General features: G+C 71.8%; 20 protein-coding genes. 11 read left to right on the top strand and 9 right to left on the bottom strand.

What is annotated here, in order from left to right:
- Window positions 1-5: 5 nt before the first annotated feature.
- Window positions 6-620 carry a hypothetical protein gene (locus ACFPLC_RS04200; RefSeq protein WP_378188555.1) on the top strand — a complete coding sequence of 205 codons (615 nt, stop codon included), beginning with the start codon at window positions 6-8 and terminating at the stop codon, window positions 618-620.
- Here ACFPLC_RS04200 and ACFPLC_RS04195 read toward each other — a convergent pair whose 3' ends face one another.
- Both ACFPLC_RS04195 and ACFPLC_RS04190 read right to left on the bottom strand, forming a co-directional pair.
- Window positions 621-1,802 carry a lipase family protein gene (locus tag ACFPLC_RS04195; protein ID WP_191314767.1) on the bottom strand — a complete coding sequence of 394 codons (1,182 nt, stop codon included), beginning with the start codon at window positions 1,800-1,802 and terminating at the stop codon, window positions 621-623.
- Window positions 1,799-2,362: a hypothetical protein gene (locus ACFPLC_RS04190; protein WP_378188554.1), complete on the bottom strand. Its 564-nt coding sequence runs from the start codon at window positions 2,360-2,362 to the stop codon at window positions 1,799-1,801. The genes ACFPLC_RS04195 and ACFPLC_RS04190 overlap by 4 nt, the downstream gene beginning before the upstream one ends.
- Window positions 2,363-2,680: 318 nt before the next feature.
- Between ACFPLC_RS04190 and ACFPLC_RS04185 the strand changes: the two genes are divergently transcribed.
- The 3 genes from ACFPLC_RS04185 (at window position 2,681) to ACFPLC_RS04175 (ending at window position 6,426) form a co-directional block, all read left to right on the top strand.
- On the top strand, window positions 2,681-3,910 hold the full coding sequence (locus ACFPLC_RS04185) for a DUF6801 domain-containing protein (protein WP_378188553.1): 1,230 nt from the start codon (window positions 2,681-2,683) through the stop codon (window positions 3,908-3,910).
- A gap of 86 nt (window positions 3,911-3,996) precedes the next feature.
- Window positions 3,997-5,055: a DUF6801 domain-containing protein gene (locus tag ACFPLC_RS04180; RefSeq protein ID WP_378188552.1), complete on the top strand. Its 1,059-nt coding sequence runs from the start codon at window positions 3,997-3,999 to the stop codon at window positions 5,053-5,055.
- Between the two features lie 33 nt (window positions 5,056-5,088).
- Complete coding sequence (locus ACFPLC_RS04175; protein ID WP_378188551.1) at window positions 5,089-6,426, top strand: DUF2252 family protein; 1,338 nt, start codon at window positions 5,089-5,091, stop codon at window positions 6,424-6,426.
- A 5-nt stretch (window positions 6,427-6,431) separates the two neighbouring features.
- Here the strand turns inward: ACFPLC_RS04175 and ACFPLC_RS04170 are convergent, their stop codons facing one another.
- On the bottom strand, window positions 6,432-6,788 hold the full coding sequence (locus ACFPLC_RS04170) for a hypothetical protein (RefSeq protein ID WP_378188550.1): 357 nt from the start codon (window positions 6,786-6,788) through the stop codon (window positions 6,432-6,434).
- A gap of 197 nt (window positions 6,789-6,985) precedes the next feature.
- On the opposite strand from ACFPLC_RS04170, the gene ACFPLC_RS04165 reads away from it, so the two are divergent.
- Genes ACFPLC_RS04165 through ACFPLC_RS04145 form a run of 5 tightly spaced genes read left to right on the top strand, consistent with a single transcriptional unit; the run spans window position 6,986 to window position 11,047 of the window.
- A complete protein-coding gene (locus ACFPLC_RS04165; RefSeq protein ID WP_378188549.1) occupies window positions 6,986-8,218 on the top strand; it encodes a PP2C family protein-serine/threonine phosphatase in 1,233 nt (410 codons plus the stop codon).
- Window positions 8,208-9,812: a sensor histidine kinase gene (locus tag ACFPLC_RS04160; RefSeq protein WP_378188548.1), complete on the top strand. Its 1,605-nt coding sequence runs from the start codon at window positions 8,208-8,210 to the stop codon at window positions 9,810-9,812. The genes ACFPLC_RS04165 and ACFPLC_RS04160 overlap by 11 nt, the downstream gene beginning before the upstream one ends.
- The gene (locus ACFPLC_RS04155) at window positions 9,809-10,249 is read left to right on the top strand and encodes a response regulator (RefSeq protein WP_378188547.1); all 441 of its coding nucleotides are present in this window, start codon (window positions 9,809-9,811) and stop codon (window positions 10,247-10,249) included. The genes ACFPLC_RS04160 and ACFPLC_RS04155 overlap by 4 nt, the downstream gene beginning before the upstream one ends.
- A 34-nt stretch (window positions 10,250-10,283) precedes the next feature.
- A complete protein-coding gene (locus tag ACFPLC_RS04150; protein ID WP_244211068.1) occupies window positions 10,284-10,640 on the top strand; it encodes an STAS domain-containing protein in 357 nt (118 codons plus the stop codon).
- Window positions 10,637-11,047: an ATP-binding protein gene (locus ACFPLC_RS04145; protein WP_378188545.1), complete on the top strand. Its 411-nt coding sequence runs from the start codon at window positions 10,637-10,639 to the stop codon at window positions 11,045-11,047. The genes ACFPLC_RS04150 and ACFPLC_RS04145 overlap by 4 nt, the downstream gene beginning before the upstream one ends.
- Before the next feature lie 69 nt (window positions 11,048-11,116).
- On the opposite strand, the gene ACFPLC_RS04140 is transcribed toward ACFPLC_RS04145, so the two are convergent.
- The 5 genes from ACFPLC_RS04140 to ACFPLC_RS04120 form a co-directional block, all read right to left on the bottom strand.
- The gene (locus ACFPLC_RS04140) at window positions 11,117-12,736 is read right to left on the bottom strand and encodes a phospholipase C (RefSeq protein ID WP_378188543.1); all 1,620 of its coding nucleotides are present in this window, start codon (window positions 12,734-12,736) and stop codon (window positions 11,117-11,119) included.
- A gap of 26 nt (window positions 12,737-12,762) precedes the next feature.
- Window positions 12,763-13,917 (bottom strand): Dyp-type peroxidase, encoded by a 1,155-nt coding sequence (locus tag ACFPLC_RS04135; RefSeq protein ID WP_378189057.1) that lies wholly within the window; start codon window positions 13,915-13,917, stop codon window positions 12,763-12,765.
- A gap of 95 nt (window positions 13,918-14,012) precedes the next feature.
- Window positions 14,013-15,170 (bottom strand): EfeM/EfeO family lipoprotein, encoded by a 1,158-nt coding sequence (locus ACFPLC_RS04130; protein WP_378189056.1) that lies wholly within the window; start codon window positions 15,168-15,170, stop codon window positions 14,013-14,015.
- Window positions 15,171-15,380: 210 nt separating this feature from the next.
- Entirely contained in the window at window positions 15,381-16,157 is a 777-nt protein-coding gene (locus ACFPLC_RS04125) for an ArsR/SmtB family transcription factor (protein WP_378189055.1), read from the bottom strand.
- A gap of 78 nt (window positions 16,158-16,235) precedes the next feature.
- Window positions 16,236-17,135 carry a hypothetical protein gene (locus tag ACFPLC_RS04120; RefSeq protein ID WP_378235697.1) on the bottom strand — a complete coding sequence of 300 codons (900 nt, stop codon included), beginning with the start codon at window positions 17,133-17,135 and terminating at the stop codon, window positions 16,236-16,238.
- Between the two features lie 72 nt (window positions 17,136-17,207).
- On the opposite strand from ACFPLC_RS04120, the gene ACFPLC_RS04115 reads away from it, so the two are divergent.
- Together ACFPLC_RS04115 and ACFPLC_RS04110 are read left to right on the top strand one after the other, a co-directional pair.
- Window positions 17,208-17,996, top strand: a complete 789-nt coding sequence (locus ACFPLC_RS04115) for a hypothetical protein (RefSeq protein WP_378188540.1) — start codon at window positions 17,208-17,210, stop codon at window positions 17,994-17,996.
- Window positions 17,993-20,023, top strand: a complete 2,031-nt coding sequence (locus tag ACFPLC_RS04110) for a serine/threonine-protein kinase (RefSeq protein WP_378188538.1) — start codon at window positions 17,993-17,995, stop codon at window positions 20,021-20,023. The genes ACFPLC_RS04115 and ACFPLC_RS04110 overlap by 4 nt, the downstream gene beginning before the upstream one ends.
- Here ACFPLC_RS04110 and ACFPLC_RS04105 read toward each other — a convergent pair.
- Window positions 20,001-20,423 (bottom strand): hypothetical protein, encoded by a 423-nt coding sequence (locus tag ACFPLC_RS04105; protein ID WP_378188537.1) that lies wholly within the window; start codon window positions 20,421-20,423, stop codon window positions 20,001-20,003. The two genes, ACFPLC_RS04110 and ACFPLC_RS04105, sit on opposite strands and share 23 nt — an antisense overlap.
- Window positions 20,424-20,461: the final 38 nt, after the last annotated feature.

Here is a 20,461-nt window from a genome sequence, read left to right as displayed (position 1 = left end):
TTTCGATGGCACGCACGGGCGGTGAGGGCGAACTCCCCTCGGTCGCCGAGCTGGTGAACCTTTCGCAGACGAAGCCGCTGATGATCCGCGGTGAACTCGACGCGAAGCTCGCCGAAGAAGCGGCGGCCACCGAGCCCGATCCCACCCCCGATCCGCTGGCCATCCTCGATGCCGAGCTGGCCACGAGCGAGGACGATGACAGCCGTCCGCGGGAGGCGCCGCCCGCCGACCGGTCCCGCCGCGCGAAGCCGTACGTCCTCGCCGCGGGGGCGGCCGTCGGGCTCGGGCTGGCCGCGGTCGTGCTGCTCCAGCCGGGCCAGGTGGGCGGGACGGCCGTGCCGCCGCCCGACGCGCCCGCGCCGGTCGTGCCGCCGCCGCCGACCTCCAGCCAAGCCGTGGAGACCATGAGTGCCGCCGCCTCCGCCCCGCCGCTCACCGCCGAGGTCCGGCACACCACGGCGGAGACCACGAGCGCGCCGCCCGGCGCGGGGCGCAAGCCCGCGGGGCCCGAGCCGACCGCCACCCCGACCTCGGCGTCGCCGGAGGACCAGTGGCGCTCCTACGTCAGCTCGGTGATCAGCTCGTGGCAGCAGCACCCCCGCGGCGGCCGGAGCCGCTGATCAGCAGTTCGCCGTCGCCGGTTTCCCGGCGATCCGGTCCCGCACGAAGGCCAGGACGTCGGCGTTGCCGGTGTAGACCAGCGTGATGTGGTCGGTGTCGTAGGTCTTCCAGGTCTCCTGGACCCCGGCCGCGCAGTAGGTCTTGTGCAGGCTGTCGGCCTGCGCGAACTGCACCAGCTGGTCGCCGGTGGCGTGGTAGAGGAACACCGGCACCCGCGGCGGGGTCCCGCCGAGCTTGTTCTCGTTCAGCCGCGCCACCCACGCGGGCTTGATGTAGCCCGGGCCGGTCGTGTAGTCCGCGATCTTCTGGTTCGCGTACGTCGTGAGCAGCTCGAACGTGCACGCGCTCTGCTTCATCTCGGCCAGTTTCGCCCGGCCGTTGTCGCTGAGGAACGAGTCCAGCTGCAGCTCGGGGTACGCCTGGTCGAGGCCGAGCAGGGCGTAGGCGAACACGCCGAAGCCGAACTTGCCGTCGAGCTGCAGCGTCACCTGGACCAGGTCGGCCGGCACGCCGCCGGCCGCGACGCCGACGAGGTTCAGCTCCGGCGCGTACGACGGCTGCAGCTCACCCGCCCACGCCGCGGCGCCGCCACCCTGGGAGTACCCGCGGAAGACGACCTTCGCCGACGTCGACAGCCCGGCCGCGCCGAGCCGCTGGGCCGCGCGGACCGCGTCGATCACCGCGGGCCCTTCGGACCGGCCCACGACGTACGTCGTCTTCGGCGCCGGTTGGTAACCCTCGTAGTCCGGGACGGCGACGGCGTACCCCGCGTCGAGCAGGTCGTCGAGGCCGGGTTGCTCGTAGAAGGCGCCGATGTCGATCATCTTCGACGGGGTGCAGGCGAACGCCGGGCCGTGCGTGCCCGGCGCGAACGCGACGATCGGCGCCGTCGCGCGGTCGGCGGTCTTCGGCACCAGGACCGTGCCGGTGACGGCGTCGGGCTGCCCGAGCGCGTTCGTCGACAGGTACATCACCTGCCAGGCGTCGACGGACGCGTGCCGGGGGCCGGCGTTCGAGGGCCGCCACCGGATGACGTCACCCGGCCGGCCCGCGGGCAAGGGCGAGGGCGGCACGTAGAAGGTGTCGTCGGGCGGCGCGGGCTCGGCGGTGGCCACCGCGGGGGCGAACGCCGTGGTCAGGACCAGCGCCACCAGCGTGGCGAGCACACGGCGGGCGCTCACGCGCCGCTCCCGTAGACGCGCTTGCAGGTCGCGGACTCGCTGAAGGCCAGGTCGAGTTCCGGGTTGGCCTTGAGGTCCTTGATCGGGCCTTCGGGATCGGCCAGCTTGCCCATCGTCGCGTCGGCTTCGGAAATGACCTGGCGCAGGCTGGGCTGGTCGGTCACCTTCGCCTGCGCCATCCGGGTCTTCGTCTCGGCCAGCTTGCTCTGCGTCTCGGTGAGGTTGCCGGTGGCTTTGTCCACAACGGACTGTCCATCCGGGACCGGGGGGACGCCGGCCGTGCGCAGGCCGCCCGCCATGTCCTCCAGTGCGGAACCGAGGCGCCCCAGGAAGTCCACCATCGCGTCGCGGGTCTTCACCGGGTCGGCGTCGTCGACGGCGGGCGGCTGCGAGAGCTTCGCCGAGCCCGCGGCCACGCCGGTGCACACCTTGTCGACCCAGGCGAGGGCCGCGGGGTCGGCGTGCCGTCCGGGGTCGGGCGGGGCGTCGGAAGCGCACGCGGCGCACGACAGGAGCGCGGCCACCGACATCACGAGCACCGCGCTGTGCATTCTTTTCATGGGTTTCGAAGCTACGCGCCGCGCTCGCGCGCGAGCAAGAAGAGAATGGCCGGTTGGCATGTGCGTAAACATTTCGGGGACCGGCTTTGTTACGTGCATCAGCGGTTCGATGATGCCCCTGTGCTGGGGGAACCTTCCCCGGCCTGCTAGGAAACCGGGTGGTCTGGCGTGCCGGTGTGACAATTTGCGGTGCCCGTGTGGCCTTTTTACCGAAAGCCCTTGATCGGTGCCATCGGCGCTCGTTAGCTTACGGTCCGGCCGCGATTGCAGAGAACGCGCCGCCGTTTCGTATCACTGTTGATACACGGAAGGACCATCGTGAGTCACCCAAGAGGCAAGAAAATGACGGTCGCGGCCGCCGCGGCCGCGGGTGCGGTCGGGCTCGTCGCCACCGCGCTCGTCGCCGGGGCGCAGACCAGCGCCGCCGACCCGATTTCGCTGACGCTGAACTACCACTGCACCTTCCCGCTGGTGGGTTCCCAGTCGCTGAAGGTGGTGATCAACACCGACCTGCCGACCACGGTGAACACCGGGCAGCCGACCGGCGCGTTCGACATCAAGGCCGTGTCCACGATCAACGCGGACACCGTCAGCGGCCTGAGCCTGATCGGCGCCACGACGCTGGAGGGCACCGCCACGGCGAGCGCGACCGTCGCCGCGCCGAGCCTCAACCTGCCGGTCAGCGTGCCGATCACGCTGGACAAGACGAACATCCCGGCGTCCGGTGAGATGAACATCAACGCGGCGGGCAAGACGCCGTCGCTGACGTTCACCCAGGCCGGCCAGGCGAAGATCACCGTGGGCGACCTGAACCTCAAGGTCACCCCGCGCAAGGCCGACGGCTCGGTCACCGGCATCACGCCGGACGGCACGATCGACGCGCCCTGCACGCAGGACAGCGGCCAGAACAACACGCTGGCCACGATCACCATCAACGGCGGCGGCGGGACGACGACCCCGCCCACCACGACCCCGCCGGTCACCACGCCGCCGACGACCACGCCGCCGGTGACGACCCCGCCCACGACCACGCCGCCGGGCGGGGGCATCAAGTACTCCTTCGGCATCACCGGGCAGACGGCGCTGAAGTCGCTCGGCAGCACCGCGCCGATCACCGGTTCGTTCGACGCCGACGTCAACCTGTCGGCCAAGACGTTCACCGGCAACCTGCAGCTGAACCCGACGCACACCGAGTTCAAGCTGTTCGGCTTCCTGCAGGGCAGCTCGGACGTCAAGGTCGTGCAGAACGGCCCGCAGACCGGTGAGCTGGTGGGCACCGGCTTCAAGGCGCACATCAAGTTCGACACGTTCCTCACCACGGTCAACCTGTTCGGCATCCCGATCAGCACCGACCCGAAGTGCGGCACGACCAGCCCCTCGACCAGCGAAATGACCACCGGACCCGACTTCGACCTGCTCAAGGGCGGCAAGCTGTCGGGCACCTACTCGCTGTCCGCGCTGCAGAACTGCGGTCCGTTCAACGACATCGTCAGCGCCTTCGCCAAGAGCGACGGCAACTCGCTGGACCTGACCCTCACCAAGAAGTAGCCCGATCTGCCGGCCCCCGCTGCGCGCTGACCGTGCCGCGGCGGGGGCCGGTGCCACGTCCGGAAACCTCGAGAAAGGGAGCGCCCGTGCGGATCGCCCGGTCGTTGCTCGCCGCCTGCGTGCTCGCTTCCGCCGTCGCCACGCCCGCGGCGGCGTCGACGCCGGTCGACGAGGAGCTGACGTTCACCTGCCCGTTCCCGTTGATCGGCAGGCAGCAGCTCGCCGTGGAGATCAAGGCTGCCTTCGAGGTGCCGTCCGCACCGGGCGGGACGTTCACGACGGGGGACCTCGCGGTCTCGGTGACGGTGCCGGACAAGTCCACCCGTGGCCTGGCCCTGGTCGGCGGGGCGAGCATCGAAGGGACGGCGTCCGCAGGGGTGACGCTGGCCAACGGCCCGCTGACGCTGCCGCTGAGCCTCCCGTTGACGGTGGCGAAGACGGCGGTGCCGCCGTCGGGGGCGTTCACCGCCACGGCGTCCGGTTCGGTGCCGCCGGTCCAGCTGCCGAACGCCGGGAAGACGACGCTGACCATCGGCGGGTTCAGCACCCGGCTGACGCCGAAGAAGGCGGACGGTTCCGCCACCGGGCTCGGCTCGTTCACCTCGGAGTGCACGCTCGACCCCGGCCAGGACCCGGTGCTGCTCGGCTTCGAGCTCGGCAGCACGCAGGCCCAGCACCGCTACACCGTGGCGGGGTCGACGGCGGTGAAGGCACTGGGCTCGACCGCCCCGCTCACCGGGTCGCTCGCGGCCGGCCCGGAGTTCGCGACGACCTTCGACCGGACCGGCGCGGAGTTCAAGGCGTTCGGGTTCGTGCCCGGCCGCGCGGACCTGCAGTTCACCCCGGACGGCCCGCAGACCGGCGAACTACGCGACGACGGGTTCACCGCGCACTCGGCGTTCACGCTGGTCTTGCCGCAGGTGACGCTCTTCGGGCTGCCGGTCGCCGACCCGGGCTGCCGGGCGGGCGCGCCCATCCCGGTCGACCTGCGGACCGGCAGCGGGTTCGCGGTGGCGACGGGCGGCCCGGTCACCGGCACGTACACGATCCCGCCGCTGACCGGCTGTGGCGCGTTCACCGCGTTCCTGAGTTCGCTGGTGCAGGGCGAGGGGAACACGTTCGCCCTGACGTTGACCGCGCGCTGACTGCCGCTCACTTCCCGCGCGTATACGTGGGGAATGCGTCGAACCACGGTGGGAACTCTGGTCGTTGTCACGCTGCTCGCCACCGCCGCGCCGGGGGAGGCGGCCGGCCTGAGCCGGGATCCCGTGGCGGTGATCCACGACCGAGACCACGCGCTGCACGTGCTCAACGGCGGCGCGACCGACGACGAGCTGACGCTGCGAACGCAGGCGCTCGCGTCGAACGCGTGGACGTTCTTCCGCGGTACCTCGCCGCTCTACTACCGCGACCTGGGCGAACTGCCGCCGTCCGCGTACGCCACCGCGGGCGGGGACGTCTGGCTGACCGGCGACGCGCACCTGGAGAACACCGGCGCCGACCGCGGCGCCGACAACGAAGAGCAGTTCGCGCTCACCGACACCGACGACGCCTGGCGCGGGTCGTGGACGTGGGAACTGCGCCGCGAAGCCGTGTCGATCGTGCTCGCCGGCCGGGCCGACGGCCGCAGCGGGAGCCAGATCGCCGCCGACGTCGACACCTTCGTCGCCGAGTACGCGCAGTGGATCGCCAAGTTCCACGGGACGAACGACGAAGCGAGCTGGCGGCTGACCTCGGGCAACACCTCCGACCTCGTCGGGGACCTCGTCGACGACGCCGCGGGGGACAAGCGGGCCGACCTGATCGCGAAGTGGACCACCGGCGGCCACTTCAAGGCCGACCCGCAGCTGCAGACGGTGTCCGCGGCGACCCGCACGCAGCTCGTGGCCGCGATCGCGGCGTACCGGACGACCGCGGGCCGTCCGCTCAAGGCGTCCGAAGCCGTCGTGAAGGACGTGCGGCGGCGGACCGGCGCGGGCACCGGCAGCCTCGGCCGCTTCCGCTGGTACGTGCTCGTCGAAGGCGACACGACCTCGGCGTCGGACGACCGGATCCTCGAGCTCAAGCAGGAGGTCGACCCGGCGCCCCAGCAGCTCGCGCCGAACGCCACCACCCTCACCGGCGGCCAGCGGCCCGCGCTGGCCCTGCGCTGGCTCGCCGGCCAGTCGGACCCCCTGGCGGGCTGGGCGAGCGTCGGCAGCACGCCGGTGCTGGTCAAGGAGAAGTCTCCGTTCGCCGAAGACCTGAAGATCGGCGACCTGACGACATCGGCGATCTGGGACGACACCGTCCGGGACATCGGGCGCCTGCTGGCGGCCGCGCACGCCCGCGCCGACCAGGACATCCCGGACACCGGCCTCACCTACTCGGCGGACGCGGCGATCGACGGCGCGATCACGTCGGTTCCCGGCCTGCAGGCCGAGACGCGGACCTTCGCGGCGAGCTACGCCGACCAGGTCACCCGGGACTGGCAGGCCTACGTCACCGCGAAGAACAGCGGACAGCCCCTGTTCTGACCGGCTCAGCGGGACCGGAACATCAGCCTGAACCCGGCACCCGAGCAGACCAGCGCGGCCAGGAACAACCCACCGTGCCCGAAGTCGCGCGCGACCACGTCTCCGACGAGCTGAATCACGAGGTCGACGACGCCGAGCCCACCGGCGACCGCCAGCGCCGGGTGGGCGCCCTTCACCCCGCGGCGGGCAGCGTGGACGAGCAGCGCGAAAGCCCCCGCGCAGACGGCGAACACGAGCACGGCGACCGGCAGCGGGACCGCTCCGGTGACCTCGCTCCGGTGACCGGTCAGGCGGCCGGCGAGCGTGCCGAGGAACCAGCACGCCGTCGCGCCCCACCAGGCGAGCGCGGCGGACCGGGGCATCCGCGCAGCGTATGCGGGAGATGTCCGGTCCCGGCACGGGCGGCAGCCGAACCGTTATCGATCCGGTGTCACACCGGGGTGCTATAAAACGCTTCCCCGGTGGGACCGGTTCCACGGCCGTAGGCGGCCGCGGCCGGTGCCGCTAGGGTTGATCGTCTGGATGTGCTGGCTCAAGAGCAGCCGAACGGGAGACGCCGGTGACCGCCGCGCTCGACTCATCGTGGGACCCCCGCACGCGCCTGCGGGTGCTCCTGATCGAGGACGACGACGGCGACGCGCTGCTGGTCGAGGAGATGTTGGCGGACACCGACGTGCCGTACGCGCTCGAACGCGTCGAGACGCTCACCGCCGCGCTCAGCGGTCCGCTCACCGCCGACTGCGTCGTGCTCGACCTGCAGCTGCCCGACGCCATGGGCTTGGGCGGCCTGACCAAGCTCGGGCAGCACGCGCCGGGGGTCGCGGTGGTCGTCCTGACCGGGCAGCACGACCAGGCCACCGGGGTCGCCGCGGTCGCCGCCGGCGCGCAGGACTACCTCGTCAAGGACCAGGTTGACGGCCCGCTGCTGGTGAAGGCCCTGCGCTTCGCCCGCGAACGCAAGCGCGCCGAGCAGGTCGAGCAGCAGTTCCTCCAGCAGCAGCTGCTCGCGCGCGAGAACGCGCGGCTCGAACGCGGGCTGCTGCCCAGCCCGCTGCTGCGCGACCCCCACCTCGACCTGGCCGCCCGCTACCGGCCCGGCCGCAACGGCTCCCTGCTCGGCGGCGACTTCTACGACGCGATCGAGCTCGCCGACGGCACGGTGCACATGATGATCGGCGACGTCTGCGGCCACGGCCCGGACGAGGCCGCGCTCGGCGTCGCGCTGCGGATCGCGTGGCGCTCGCTGGTGATGGCCGGCCTGCCGATGCCCGACGTGCTGAGCATGGTCGAGCGGGTCCTGGTGCACGAGCGGATCGAGCCGCTGTTCGCCACCGTCTGCATGGTCGTCGTCGCGCCCGACCGCAGGTCCCTGCGCCTGTCGCTGGCCGGGCACCTGCCGCCGCTGCTGCTCACCCCGGGCGACGGGCACCTGCTCTCCCGCGAACGCCTCGGCGTCCCGCTCGGCGTCGTCGAAGGCGCCAAGTGGGACGCGGTGGACGTGCCGCTGGAACCGGGGTGGTCGCTGCTGCTGTACACCGACGGCGTGTTCGAGGGCCGGGTCGGCGCCGGGTCCGAGCGGCTGGGCCACGAGCGGATGGCCGCGCTGGTCCTCGACATCAAGCGGGAGACCGGGATCCACGGCCACGCCCTGCTCGACGAGCTGATCGCCCGGGCCGAACGGCTCAACTCGGGCCCGCTCGACGACGACGTCGCCCTCGCCCTGCTCAGCCACGACCCCGAAGCCCACGACCCCGAAGCCCACGACCCGGAAGCCGAGGCCGATGAGCGTTGACGCACGTGGCCGGCCGATCCGCCGCCGCCTGGCGCTGCTGGCCGCCGTCGAAACCGTGCTGCTGGTCGCCGCGCTGATCGCCGCGGGCATCGCGCTGAACAACCTCACCGAAGCGCGCACTCGCCTGCTCGACGTGGTCGCGCCGCAGCGGCTGGCCGCCATCCAGCTGTCCACCGCGCTGCTCAACCAGGAGAGCGGGGTCCGCGGCTACCAGCTCGGCCGCCAGCCGGCGTTCCTGGTGCCCTACACGGACGGAATGCGGTCGCAGGCCGACGCCGTCGCGCAGCTGCGGCAGCTCGGCGCGGCCCCGGGCACCCGGATCGGTGACGACCTCGACGCCGTGCTGCGGGCGGCCACCGCCTGGCAGGCCGCGGCCGCCCCCACCATCGCCCCCGGCGCGCCGCCGGTCACCGCCGACCAGGTCGAGCGCGGCCGGACGCTGTTCGTCGACGTGCGGCGGGCACTCGACGCCCAGCTCGACCACCTCGCCGCACTGCGCGACAGCGGCCGAAGCGACCTCGACGCGGCGGCGCGCTTCCTCAACGCGATGTTCGTGGTCGTCGGCGCGCTGGTCCTGGTGTTGTTCGCGATGCTGTTCCTCGGCCTGCGGCAGGTCGTCACCCGGCCGATCCTGCGGCTGGCCGCCGAAGTCCGCCGGGTCGCGGATTCCGACATCCACCACCCGGTGAGCGGGAGCGGGCCGCGCGAGATCGCCCAGCTCGGCGCCGACGTCGAGGCGATGCGGCAGCGCATCCTCGACGAGGTCGCCGAGCTCGAGCAGGCGCACGCCCTGCTGGATCGGCGCACGCGCGAGGCGGAGGAAACCAACGCGATGCTGGACCGGCGCACGCGCGAGGCGGAAGAAACCAACGCGATGCTCGACCGGCGCACGCGGGAGCTGGAGCGGTCCAACGCCGACCTGGAGCAGTTCGCCTACGTCGCTTCGCACGACCTGCAGGAGCCGCTGCGGAAGGTGGCCAGCTTCTGCCAGCTGCTCCAGCGGCGGTACCAGGGCCTGCTCGACGAGCGGGGCGAGCAGTACATCGAGTACGCCGTCGACGGCGCGAAGCGGATGCAGACCCTGATCAACGACCTGCTGGCGTTCTCCCGGGTCGGCCGGAAGCCGGGCGAGCACGTCGTGGCCGACGCGGGCGCGCTGGTCGACGACGCGATCGCGAACCTGGAGGTCGCGCTTTCGCTCAGCGGCGGCAAGGTGTCCCGCGGCGACCTGCCGGAGGTCCGCGTCGAGCCGGCGCTGATGACGGCGGTGTTCCAGAACCTCATCGGCAACGCGCTGAAGTTCAAGGGCGAGGCGCCGCCGGAGGTCCGGGTCACCGCCGAGCGCGACGGCGGCGACTGGGTGTTCTCCGTGACGGACAACGGGATCGGCATCGACGCTGAGTACGCGGAACGGGTGTTCGCGCTGTTCCAGCGGCTGCACACGCGCTCGGCGTACCCGGGCACCGGGATCGGTCTGGCCCTGTGCCGCCGGATCGTCGAGCACCACGGCGGCCGGATCTGGCTCGACACCGAGGCCGCGGACACCACGTTCCGCTTCACCCTGCCGGCTCTCGAAGACGAGGGGACCGCATGACCGAGGCGCCGACCCCGATCGACATCCTGCTCGTCGAGGACGACCCGGGTGACGTGCTGATGACCCGGGAAGCCTTCGCGCACCACAAGATCCGCAACCCGCTGCACGTCGCCGAAGACGGCGTCGAAGCGCTGCGGTTCCTGAAGCGCGAAGGGCCGTTCGGCGCGGCGCCGCGGCCGGGGCTGATCCTGCTCGACCTCAACCTGCCCCGCAAGGACGGCCGGGAACTGCTCGGCGAGATCAAACAGGACCCCGGGCTGCGCACGATCCCGGTGGTCGTGCTGACCACGTCCGAAGCGGAGGAGGACATCCTGCGCAGCTACGAGCTGCACGCCAACGCCTACGTCACCAAGCCGGTCGACTTCGAGAAGTTCGTCGAAGTGGTCCGGAAGATCGACGATTTCTGGGTGACGGTGGTGAAGCTGCCGCACAGGTAGCCGTTTGGCGGAGAGTGCGGCACGATGGGAGGCCGTGACCCCTTCGACGCCGGACCTGCCGGCCACCGAGCTGGCGGTGACGCTCGACTGGCGGGGCCGGGCCGCGGTCCTGGCCGTGGCGGGGGAGATCGACCTGGTCAGTGCGCCGGAGTTCGGGGAAGTCGTCGACGTGGTGCTGGCCCGCGGGCCGGAGAAGCTGGTGGTCGATCTGCGCGAGGTGACGTTCTTCTGCTCGGCGGGGCTGCAGGTGCTCGCGGCGGCCCACCGCAGGCTGGCCGAGCGCGCGTTGTGCGTGGTGAGCGATTCCCCGGTGACGTCGGGTCCGTTGAAGACGACCGGGCTCGACACGTGGATCGGCGTCCACCCGACCGTCGACGAAGCACTCACATGACGCCGGAACCGTTCCGCTGCCACGACGTCCCCGCGGCGCCGGGCGCCCTCCGCCGCCTGCGGCACGACCTGATGGCGTGGGTGCTGGCGGCGGGCGTCGACGAGGAGCGGGCCGGCGACATCGTGCTGGCCAGCTACGAGGCACTGGCGAACGTGGCGGACCACGCCTACGACGGTGTGGACGGCGGTCTCGTGGACGTCGACGCGTCGGTGTCCCCCGGCCGGCTCGAGGTGGTGATCACCGACCACGGCCAGTGGCGCACCCCGGTACCGGACACCCGCCCGGTTTCGTTGCGGGGCCGGGGGTTGCTGCTGCTCCGCGCGAGCGCCGACCGCGCCGACATCACCTCCGGCGAGTCGGGCACGGTCGTCACCCTGACCTGGGACCTCGACCCCGTCACCCCCTGACCTTCGAACGCAGTGAATGACTCATTCCTGGCGTCCGACGCCAGGAATGAGTCATTCACTGCAGGGGCGCTAGTGGACGACGGCTCCGGTCTTCGGGTCGAGGGTGACCTTGCGGGCCTTCGGCCACCAGAAGTCGAACATCCCGGTGAGCGAGTTCGCGCGCGTGTCGAACGACGAGTCGCCGATGCGGCCGGTGAACCAGTTGTCCTCGATGAACTTCAGCACCGACGTCTGGTCCGTCAGCGTGTGGTCGACGTGGTTGACCTTGCTGAACGGCGAAACCACCAGCAGCGGCAGGCGCGGGCCGTAGCCGCAGCGGTCGGCGTACGTGCCCACCGTCGTCGCCTTGGCCGTGCAGATCGCCTGGTCCTGCGAAGCGTCGTGCGAGCCGTTGACGATCGGCGAGCGCTGGTGGTCGTACCAGCCGTCGGAGTCGTCGTAGGCCAGCACGATCGCCGTCGACTTCCAGTCCGGGGACTGCTGGATCTTGTTGATCTCGCCGACGACGAACTGCTGCTCGTCCAGCGGGTCCGAGTAACCCGCGTGGCCGTCCTGGTACTCCGGCGCCTTGAGGAAGCTCACCGCGGGCATCGAGCCGGCCTGGAGCGAGTCGTTGAAGTCCGAGATGTCGTATTGGTGGTTCGCGCGGTCGGTCTGGCCGATCGCCTGCACCGAAGACGGCGGAAGGTGCTTCGGGTTCGACGTCGACGGATAGTACTGGAACGGCTCGTGGTGCGGGCTGTAGTCGACGACCGCGTTGCCGCCGACGTTCGTGTGGGTCTGGCCGCAGACCGCGTACCCGTTGGCCGAGCCGGTCGGGCGGAAGCCGCCCTGGAACCAGCCCCAGGTGACGTGGCGCTGGTTGAGCAGGTCACCGATGTTGCGGCCGTGCATGGTGGCCAGGTTGTCCTTGCTCGTGTGGTTCTTGCCCGAGCAGTCGTCCCAGGCCGGGTCCGGGTCGTTGATCATCGTGCCGACGCCGCTGGAGTCCGGTGACTGCACCGCGTAGGCGTCACTGACCGGCTCGTGCGTCACCGGGTCGACCGCCTGGACGCCGTGGGTGTTGCCCGAGATCAGGTTGATCGCGCCGGGGCTGGACGGGCCGAACACCGTGTTGAACGAGTTGTCGTTCAGGGCGTAGTGCTGGGCGTAGTTCCACATGCCGGTGACGGTGTTGCCGTCGTAGTAGTCCATCACCAGGCCGGGCTCGCCGAACAGGATCGGCTGCCCGGTGCACTTGTCGGTCTCGGTCTTCTCGACGAACTTGTCCATCTTGCCGCCGTTGAAGGCGGCCTGCTCGGCGCCGTAGTTGTGGTTCTGGTCGCAGGTCATCGCCTGCTCGTGGGTGAGCCGCCTCGGGTTGTACGCGTTCGGGTTGTCGGTCAGCAGCCGGTGGTCCAGGCCGTTGACCTTCGGGGTTCCGTGCGCGGCGGTGAACGGGGTGCCGTCGGTGTTCGCCGCGTTCGGGTAGGTGCCGAAGTAGTGGTCGAACGAGATGTTCTCGCCGAAGATGACGACGACGTGCTTGATCGGCGTCGACGTCGGGATCCAGTGCGCGGGGAACAGGTTCAGCGGCTGGGCGTCCGCGGTGGTCGCCGCGGAGCCGGTGACGACGGCCAGCGCGGCGGCGGAGGCGAGGGCCCCGGCGCCGAGCAGGCCGCGTCGTCGCCGACGGGTCTTTCTGTCCACAGTGGATTCCTTTCGTGGTGGGGACTTCAGGTGAGCAGGGAACGCCCGAAGTGGTCGTCCGGGCCGGTGACACCCGGCAGCGCGAAGAAGTAGCCGCCGCCGAACGGGGAGATGTAGTCGGTCAGGGGTTCGCCGGCCAGCCGCGTCTGGACGGCCTCGAACTGGCGCTCGAGGTCCTGCTGGTAGCAGACGAACAGCAGGCCCATGTCGAGGTTGCCGTTGCTGTCGACGCCGCGGTCGTAGTTCACCGCGCGGCGCAGGATCCGGCTCGCGTCGGTCTCCGGCGTGCGCGGGTTCGCCTTCCGGATGTGGCTGGTCAGCGGGATGACCGTGCCGACCGGGTCGTCGGCGTACCGGGGGACGTCGGTTTCCTGCGTGCCGTCGAGCGGGGCGCCGGTGTCCCGGCGGCGGCCGAACATGTTCTCCTGCTCGGCCAGGGAGACCCGGTCCCAGAACTCGACGAGCATCCGGATCAGCCGGATCACCTGGTAGCTGCCGCCGGCGGTCCACGCGGGTTCGCCCGCTGTCCACACGAGACCGTCTAGTTCGGACCCGGTGGGGTTGGCGGTGCCGTCCTTGAAGCCCATGAGGTTGCGGGGCGTGCCTTCCGGGCGCGGTGGGGAGCTGAAGCCGTTGAGCTTCCAGCGCAGCTGCATGCCACCGCGGGTGGCGCGGGCGATGTCCCGCAGCGCGTGCAGGACGGTGTCGGTGTCGTTCGCGGACAGGATCAGGCTGAGGTCGCCGTGGCACTGGGCGGGGTCCAGGGCGTCGTCCGGGAACGTCGTCATCGGCTTCAGCTTGGCGGGCTTGAGTTTCGCGAGCCCGTACCGGTCGTCGAAGAGGCTCGCGCCGACGCCGAGGATGACGCCGAGATCGCTGCCGGGCACGACGGGCCCGAGCACCCCGGAGTCGGCGGGCGGCGCGGTGATCCCGAGCGACGCGGGCGCCCCGCCGGCGGTGAGGAACCGGGCCCGGTCGGTGATCGCGCGGAAGAGCTCGGTGAGCTCCGCCTTGGACTCGGCGACGGCGTCGAAGGAGGCGACGATGGTCTGGGACGGCGGCTTGCGGAGGATGGCGGCCTGGTGGGGGCCGTGGAAGGGCACGGGCGAACTGCCGTCGGTGACGGTCGCGGAGGAAGCCCCGAGCCCGGCCCCGGCGGCCACGGTGAGACCGGCCCCCATCGCGGCCCGGCGCAGGAACGAACGGCGGGGGAGGCCGGTTCCGCCGATCGGCCCGTGCGGCGAACCCGCGGTCCGGTTCTCGCCAGGCGAGTGCGTCACGAGGTCCTCCTCGGCTCGGCGATCGCCGCGATCGGGGCCAGCAGTTCGGTCAGCTCGCTCACGTCCGCGTTGAGCTTCTGCCGCTGCTCCCGGCCCAGCTCCGCCGGCCGCAGCCACGTGCCGTCCGGACGGTGCGCCGCGTCCAGCGCGGACTGCGTCCGGTTCAGCCAGCTGTCCACCTTGGACAGGTCCGGGTACCTCGGCGTCAGCAGCGGCCGCAGGACGTCCAGGACCGCGCGGGTGCCGTCGAGGTTGGCGCGGGCCGTGGCCAGGTTCGTGCCGCTGCCGTAGTCGGTGCGGCCGGTCAGTTCGAACTGCAGCGTGTTCTCCATGATCTCGTGCGCGCGCAGCCCGAGGTCGTTCCCGTCGACCTGGCTGTCGGCGAAGGACGTCTGCAACGCGTGGGCGTCGGTGTCCAGCTGGTCGGCGACGGCGGCGAGCCCGCTCAGGTCCTCGCCGTGCCAAAGGCCCTGCTCCAGGCGGTGGAAGCCGGTGAAACCCGGGTCGGCCGCGCCGCCCGGCAGGCCGTCGGCCGTGCCGTTGAGGGCGCCGTCGGAGTCGCCGAACGCGTCGTAGGCCGCGCCCAGCCGCTCGTACGTCAGGTGCGCGGTCAGCCACGCGGCCTGGCTCGCCGCGCGATCACCGCCGTGCACCGCGTTCTTCAGCGCGCCGGTGTTCGCCACCAGCTCGCCGAGCCCCGCCGTGACGTGCTGCTGGTAGGCCTTGAGCGGGCCGAGCAGGTCGTCGTGCGTCACCGGCGCGACGCCCGGCCCGGTCCGCTCGGCGCCGCCGGTGATCCGCACGGACGGCCCGACGATCGCGCCCGCGTCCTCGGGCAGGCAGCGGAACGCGTAGCTGCCGTTGCCCAGGTTCACCTGCAACGGCCGGGTCGTCGCCGCGCCGAGGCCCTCGACCTCGCCGTAGATCACGCCGGTGGCCGGGTCGATCAGGTCGACCTCGGCCGTCACCGACCCGGTGTTGTGCAGGCGGAACGTCTGCGGTCCCGGCTTCGGGTCCGTCCAGCCGGTGCCGCACGCCGAGCGCGAGACCGCGATCTCGGGGTCGACGGCGGCCGCGTCGTCCGGCCAGAACGCCACGACGGCGCCCGCCGCGGCGGCCACGACCACGGCCACCACGATCCAGCGGGTACGCACTGACCCCGGCACGCGCACTCTCCCGTCACTCGATCGGACCATCACCGGTCACGGATTATGCGAGCCTAACGCCCGCAAAACCGCATCGGATCCGGTCGAACGAGCGAAATTCACCCGGACTTCAGCGGGGCGCTCACGAAACGGGGAGGATTCAGACGTATCTCTGTGCCAGATCTGTCTGGTTCGGGTAATTAGACCGGTTGGCGGGGGTCACGGAAGGGGTGCACCGGTCTCCAGCAGCGTCTTCAGGCTGGACAGCAGGGCCGGCCACCCCTGGCTGCACATCTCCAGCGTCGTGCTGCCGGGGTCGAAACCGTCGTGGAGCACGGTCAGCTTCACCATTTCCCCGTGCGGCTCGATGGTGAACGTGACTTTGCTCCGGCTTTCCCGCTGCAGTTTTTCCAGCGTTTCGGCGTCGATGCCGTTCGCTTTCGCCCAATCGGCGGTGAAAGTGTGCCAGGTGTACGACAGCCGTCGGTGGGGCTCCGATTCGAGCACGACCTGTTCGGGATCGCTCGATTTCGCGCCTCGTTCGGCCCACGTCATCGGCGAGCCCTTTTTCCAGTCGGTTTCGAAGGAGACACCCCAGTACCGGCTCGTGAACGCCGGATCGGTAAGCGCTTGCCAGAGTTTCTCCGGCGTCGTGTTGATGTAGGTGGTGTAGGCGAAATCGTTCATCGGTACGGACTCCAGTGCTCGCTTGAGATCGGCCAGCGCGCCGGCCCGCCGCCGGTCGTAGCGGGTCATCCAGCGCTCGGCGATCGCGTTGATCGGGCCGGCGTCGAGGTAGTGCAGCTTCTCCCGGCCGCGCCAGGTCGTGGTGATCAGCCCGGCCGCCTCGAGCACGGCCAGGTGCTTGCTCACCGACTGGCGGGCCATGTCCAGCCCCGCGCACAGTTCGCGCAGGGTCTGGCCGTTGTGCTCGTTGAGCACGTCCAGCAGCAGGCGGCGGCTGGGATCGGCCAGTGCCTTGAAGACCTCGTCCATCGCGCCTTCCCGTCGAAATGCAGCCGTCCGGCTGCCTTTTGACGATAGGCAGCCGGACGGCTGCATGTCAACCGGGGCTCACCGGAAGCGGATCACCGTGATGCCCGCGAGGACGAAGAACACGAGGACGACCAGCGTGCCGGTCTGCCCGCCGGACGAGCGGGTCACGACCTGGTCGACGGCCCCGGTCAGCCGCACGCCGCACTCGGCGATCACGGTGTGCGGCCCGGCCTCGATGCGGGTGAACTCGACCGGTGCGGTGAAGGCGCCCGAGCTGTCGGTGTAGGCGGTGCCGACCTCGGTGCCGTCGGACACCAGCGTCACCATCCGGCCCGGCAGGCAGCCCTTCCCGGACGCCGAAAGCGCGTCGCCGGGCTTGATGCTCGGGTGGTCGAGCACCAGCTCGCCGGGCTTCGGCGCGGTGGTGGACGTCGTGGGGGTGCCGGGTGTGGCCGGCGGGGTCGTCGCCGTCGTCGTCGGCGGCGTGCTCGTGGTCGGCGCCGGGGTGGTGGTCGTCGGCTTGGCCGGGGTCGTGGTGGTGCCGGGCCGGGTCGGGCGCGTGGTCGCCGGCGGGGGCGGCGTGGTCGTCACCGGCGGCGGGGGTGTGGTGGTGGGCGTGGCGGTCACGGTGAACCGGCTGCCGGCGCTGAGCGGGCCGCCGGTCCGGGCGTTGGTGCACGTGCCGGTGACCGGGTAGGTCCCCGGCTGGGCGCCGCCGGGCACGGTGGCCGCGACCGTGCCGCTGGTCTCGGTGAGGGTCGCGTTCGCCGACCACATCGGCGTGCCGTTCCAGGAAAAGGTGACCGGCCCTTTGCAGGGGTAGAAATTCCAGGAAATGGTGAAGGAGCTCCCGGCCTGGCCGCTCGACGGTTTCAAACCAACCGACGATGTGTATTGTGCGTTGGCGGTGCCCGCCCCGGCGAGCAGAAGCAACGTTCCGGCCACGGCGCCGAAAAACAGCCGAACCACGAATCGCATTGGGACGTCCCTCCCCGGTGTGTGCTCGCTGTAGCATTCCAGGCCAGTCGATAAGGCAAGTAGGGGTGCCCAATGGGACGTGTCATCGCGGCGGGGGTTGCGTTGGGTTTGTGCGCGGTGCTGCTGGGCGCGCCACCCGCGTCGGCGGACTCCGGCTCCCTGCGGCTGCAGGTGTCGATCGACCAGCGCCCGATCGAGGACGCCACCGTCGCGATCGATCCGGCGAGCCAGGTCGAGCTGCAGGTCGTCGCGACCAACCCCGGCACCGCCCCGGTGAAGGTCCGCAGCGTGCGGCTCTCGGGCGTCGCCCTCGCGTTGACCTTCTTCGCCTACGACACGACCGCGCCCTTCGAGGTGCCGGCCCGCGGCTCGGTGTCCCGGACGTTCGTCCTCGACCTCGGCGACCTGGCCGGGCAGGCGACCGGGCTGCTGCCGTCGTCGGTCGAGCTGCTCGACGCCGGCCGCGTCACGCTGGGGGAGGCGACCACGGTCGCCGACGTCCGCGGCTCCTTCTGGTCGGTTTACGGGGTCTTCGGCCTCGCGATGCTGGTGCTGACCATCCTGGCGTGGGTGACGGCGCTGCTGGCACTGGCCCGGCACCGGCTGGCGCCCAACCGCTGGCGCCGCGGCGTGCGGTTCCTGCCCGCCGGGTTCGGCACCGGCCTGGTCGCGGTGATCAGCCTGTCGGTGCTGCGCCTGGTCCCGCCCGAGCCGGCGGTCGAGATCCCGGTGGTGCTCGGCGCGGCGGCGATCGCGTTCCTGCTCGGCTACCTGACCCCGCACCCGGCCCCGCCCGCGGTGACCGAGAGTGACCAGACGGTCCGGCTCGCGGTCCCGTCCACGCAGGAGCTCACCCGATGAGCGCACCGGCCGAGCTGGTCGCCGCCCTGCCGCAGTACGACATCGGGGAGTCGATCGGCGAGGGCGGCATGGGGGTCGTGTTCGCCGGGGTGCACCGGACGCTGGGCCGCAGCGTCGCGATCAAGCAGCTGCCGTGGGACGTGCTCAACCACGCGGCGAGCAGCGAGCTCTTCGACCGCGAGGCGCGGGTGCTCGCGAGCCTGGACCACCCGCACATCGTGCCGGTGTACGACTACGTCCGCACCGGCCGCGAGCACCTGCTGGTGATGGAACGCCTCGACGGCGGGACGGTGCACAGCCGCTTCCACGGCGGCGGCGTGAGCGGCGAGCAGGCGTGCGCGATCGGGCTGGCGATGCTGGCCGGGCTGCACGCGGCGCACCGGGCGGGCGTGCTGCACCTCGACGTCAAGCCGCGGAACCTGCTCTTCAGCACGCAGGGCGTGGTGAAGGTGGCCGACTTCGGCATCGCCCGGGTGATCAGCGAGGGCGCCACGCTGGTGACGCACGGTGGCGAGATCCTCGGAACACCGGCGTACATCGCCCCCGAGCAGGCGATGGGCAACGCGCTGAGCCCGGCGGCCGACGTGTACGCGGCGGGCACGGTGCTGTACGAGCTGCTGTCGGGCCGGCTGCCGTTCGACAACACCCGCGGCGCGATCAGCATGATGCGCCAGCACATGTTCACCGACCCGCAGCCGATTTCCGGGGTGCCGTCGCCGGTCGCCGGGGTGGTGATGCGCAGCCTGGCCCGCGAGTTGGACGCGCGGTACCGGGAAGCGGAGTCGTTCGCGGCGGACCTCGCCGCGGCGGCGACGGTCGTGTACGGGCCGGGGTGGCTGGAGCGGTCCGGGGTGCCGGTGCTGCACCTGACGCCGAGGGTGATCGCCGGGCTCAATTCGGCGACCGCACCGGCGGCGCCGGCAGAGGCGAGGACGCGCCCGGTGGCGCGGCCCGGGGCGACGCTGGTGGGAGCGCCTGACGGGCAGGCCGGGCTGGGTGCCGAGGGCACTGGGTGGTCCGGCAACCCGGGCGGCGCCGGAGCAGGTCGGCCCGGCGGCGCGGGTGGTGCCGGGGTCGCCGGAGCGGGCTGGCCTGGTGGCGCGGGTGGTGTCGGGGTCGCCGGAGTGGGCCGGCCTGGCGGCGAAGGCGGAGCGGACCGGCCTGGCGGCGCGGGTGGTGCCGGGGTCGCCGGAGCGGGCTGGCCTGGTGGCGCGGGTGGTGTCGGGGTCGCCGGAGCGGGCCGGCCTGGCGGCGAAGGCGGGGCCGGGCGGGCTGGCGCCGCGCCGGGCGCCGAGGGTTCCGGCGGCGCGGGCGATGGTTCCGGCGCTTCCCAGGCCGCCGTGGTGTGGCTGCGGCTGGCCGCGGCGGCGGCCGCGATCGTGCTCGTCGTGCTCGCGCTGCTCAACCCGGCCCGGCTGCCGCATGAGGTGCCGGGTGGGCTGCAGCTCGGGGGTGCCTCCGTCTCGGCGCCCGTCGAAGTCGACCTCAGCAAGCCGCTGGTCTTCACCGGGCCCGGGAACCCCGGCCGCGTCGCACTCGACCTGTCCGCCGCCGGGATTCCGCTCGGGTCCGCGGCCGGCGAGGCCAAGCCCGACGGCAACGGCTTCACCGCGGAACTCACCCTGCCGGGGATCGCCCGGTGGATCGTCGGGGGCGCCGTCACCGCCGAGGTGCGAACCGGTTCGGCCACCCAGACGTTCACCCTGCTCACCAGCCAGCACCCGCTGGCCAGCGCGATGGGGGCGGGCAGCCTCATCCTGGCGTTGTTCGCCCTCGCCTACCTCGAGTCGGGGCTGCGCACGATCCGCAACGGCCACCGCTGGCGGGGCGCGGCGATCGGCGGGCCGGTGCTGGGCCTGCTGTTCGGCGCCGCGGTGTGGCTGTGCGTGTCGGTGTTGCGCGTGCACGAGCCGTCGCCGGGGTTCGGGGCCGGGTGCGCGGTGGCCGGCGCGGTCGCGGCCGGGCTGGTCGTCGCGGCGGCGCGGCGCCGGGCGTCCACAGTGGTCAGTCGACCATCCGGACGGTGACGTTCGGGCTGTAGCTCTTGCGCCGGTTCCACCCCTGCTCGGCGCAGAGGCTCAGCTGGATGGCGCGGTCGGCGGGCGCCCAGTAGCCGGTGCGGACGAAGTAGCCCTCCATCGTGTTCAGCGCGCCGAGGCTCTTGCGCGCCGAGCACATTTCCCAGCCCCACTGGCGCCCGGACTTCTCGACGCCGTTGCGGCGCACGGAGATCCGCGGGTTGCCGACCGCGCGGATGTCGGCGTCGCCCTCGGTGACGTAGACGACGCCGTCGATCTTGTAGAACCGGTTGTTGTCCAAGAGGGACACCTGACCGGAGAGGGTGATCCCGACCCGGGCGCCTTCGCCGCCCGTGAGCGTCCAATCGAGACAGAATTCCTGGACCGGGAGTTCCAGCGACTGGGTCATGACGAGTTTCCCCTGTTCTCACTGAGCGTCCCTTTCAG

It is taken from the genome of Amycolatopsis plumensis, assembly GCF_042652605.1.
GTDB classification, from domain to species: domain Bacteria; phylum Actinomycetota; class Actinomycetes; order Mycobacteriales; family Pseudonocardiaceae; genus Amycolatopsis; species Amycolatopsis plumensis.
Note: the sequence above shows the minus strand (reverse complement) of the source record. Positions and strands in the feature narration are given on the sequence as shown.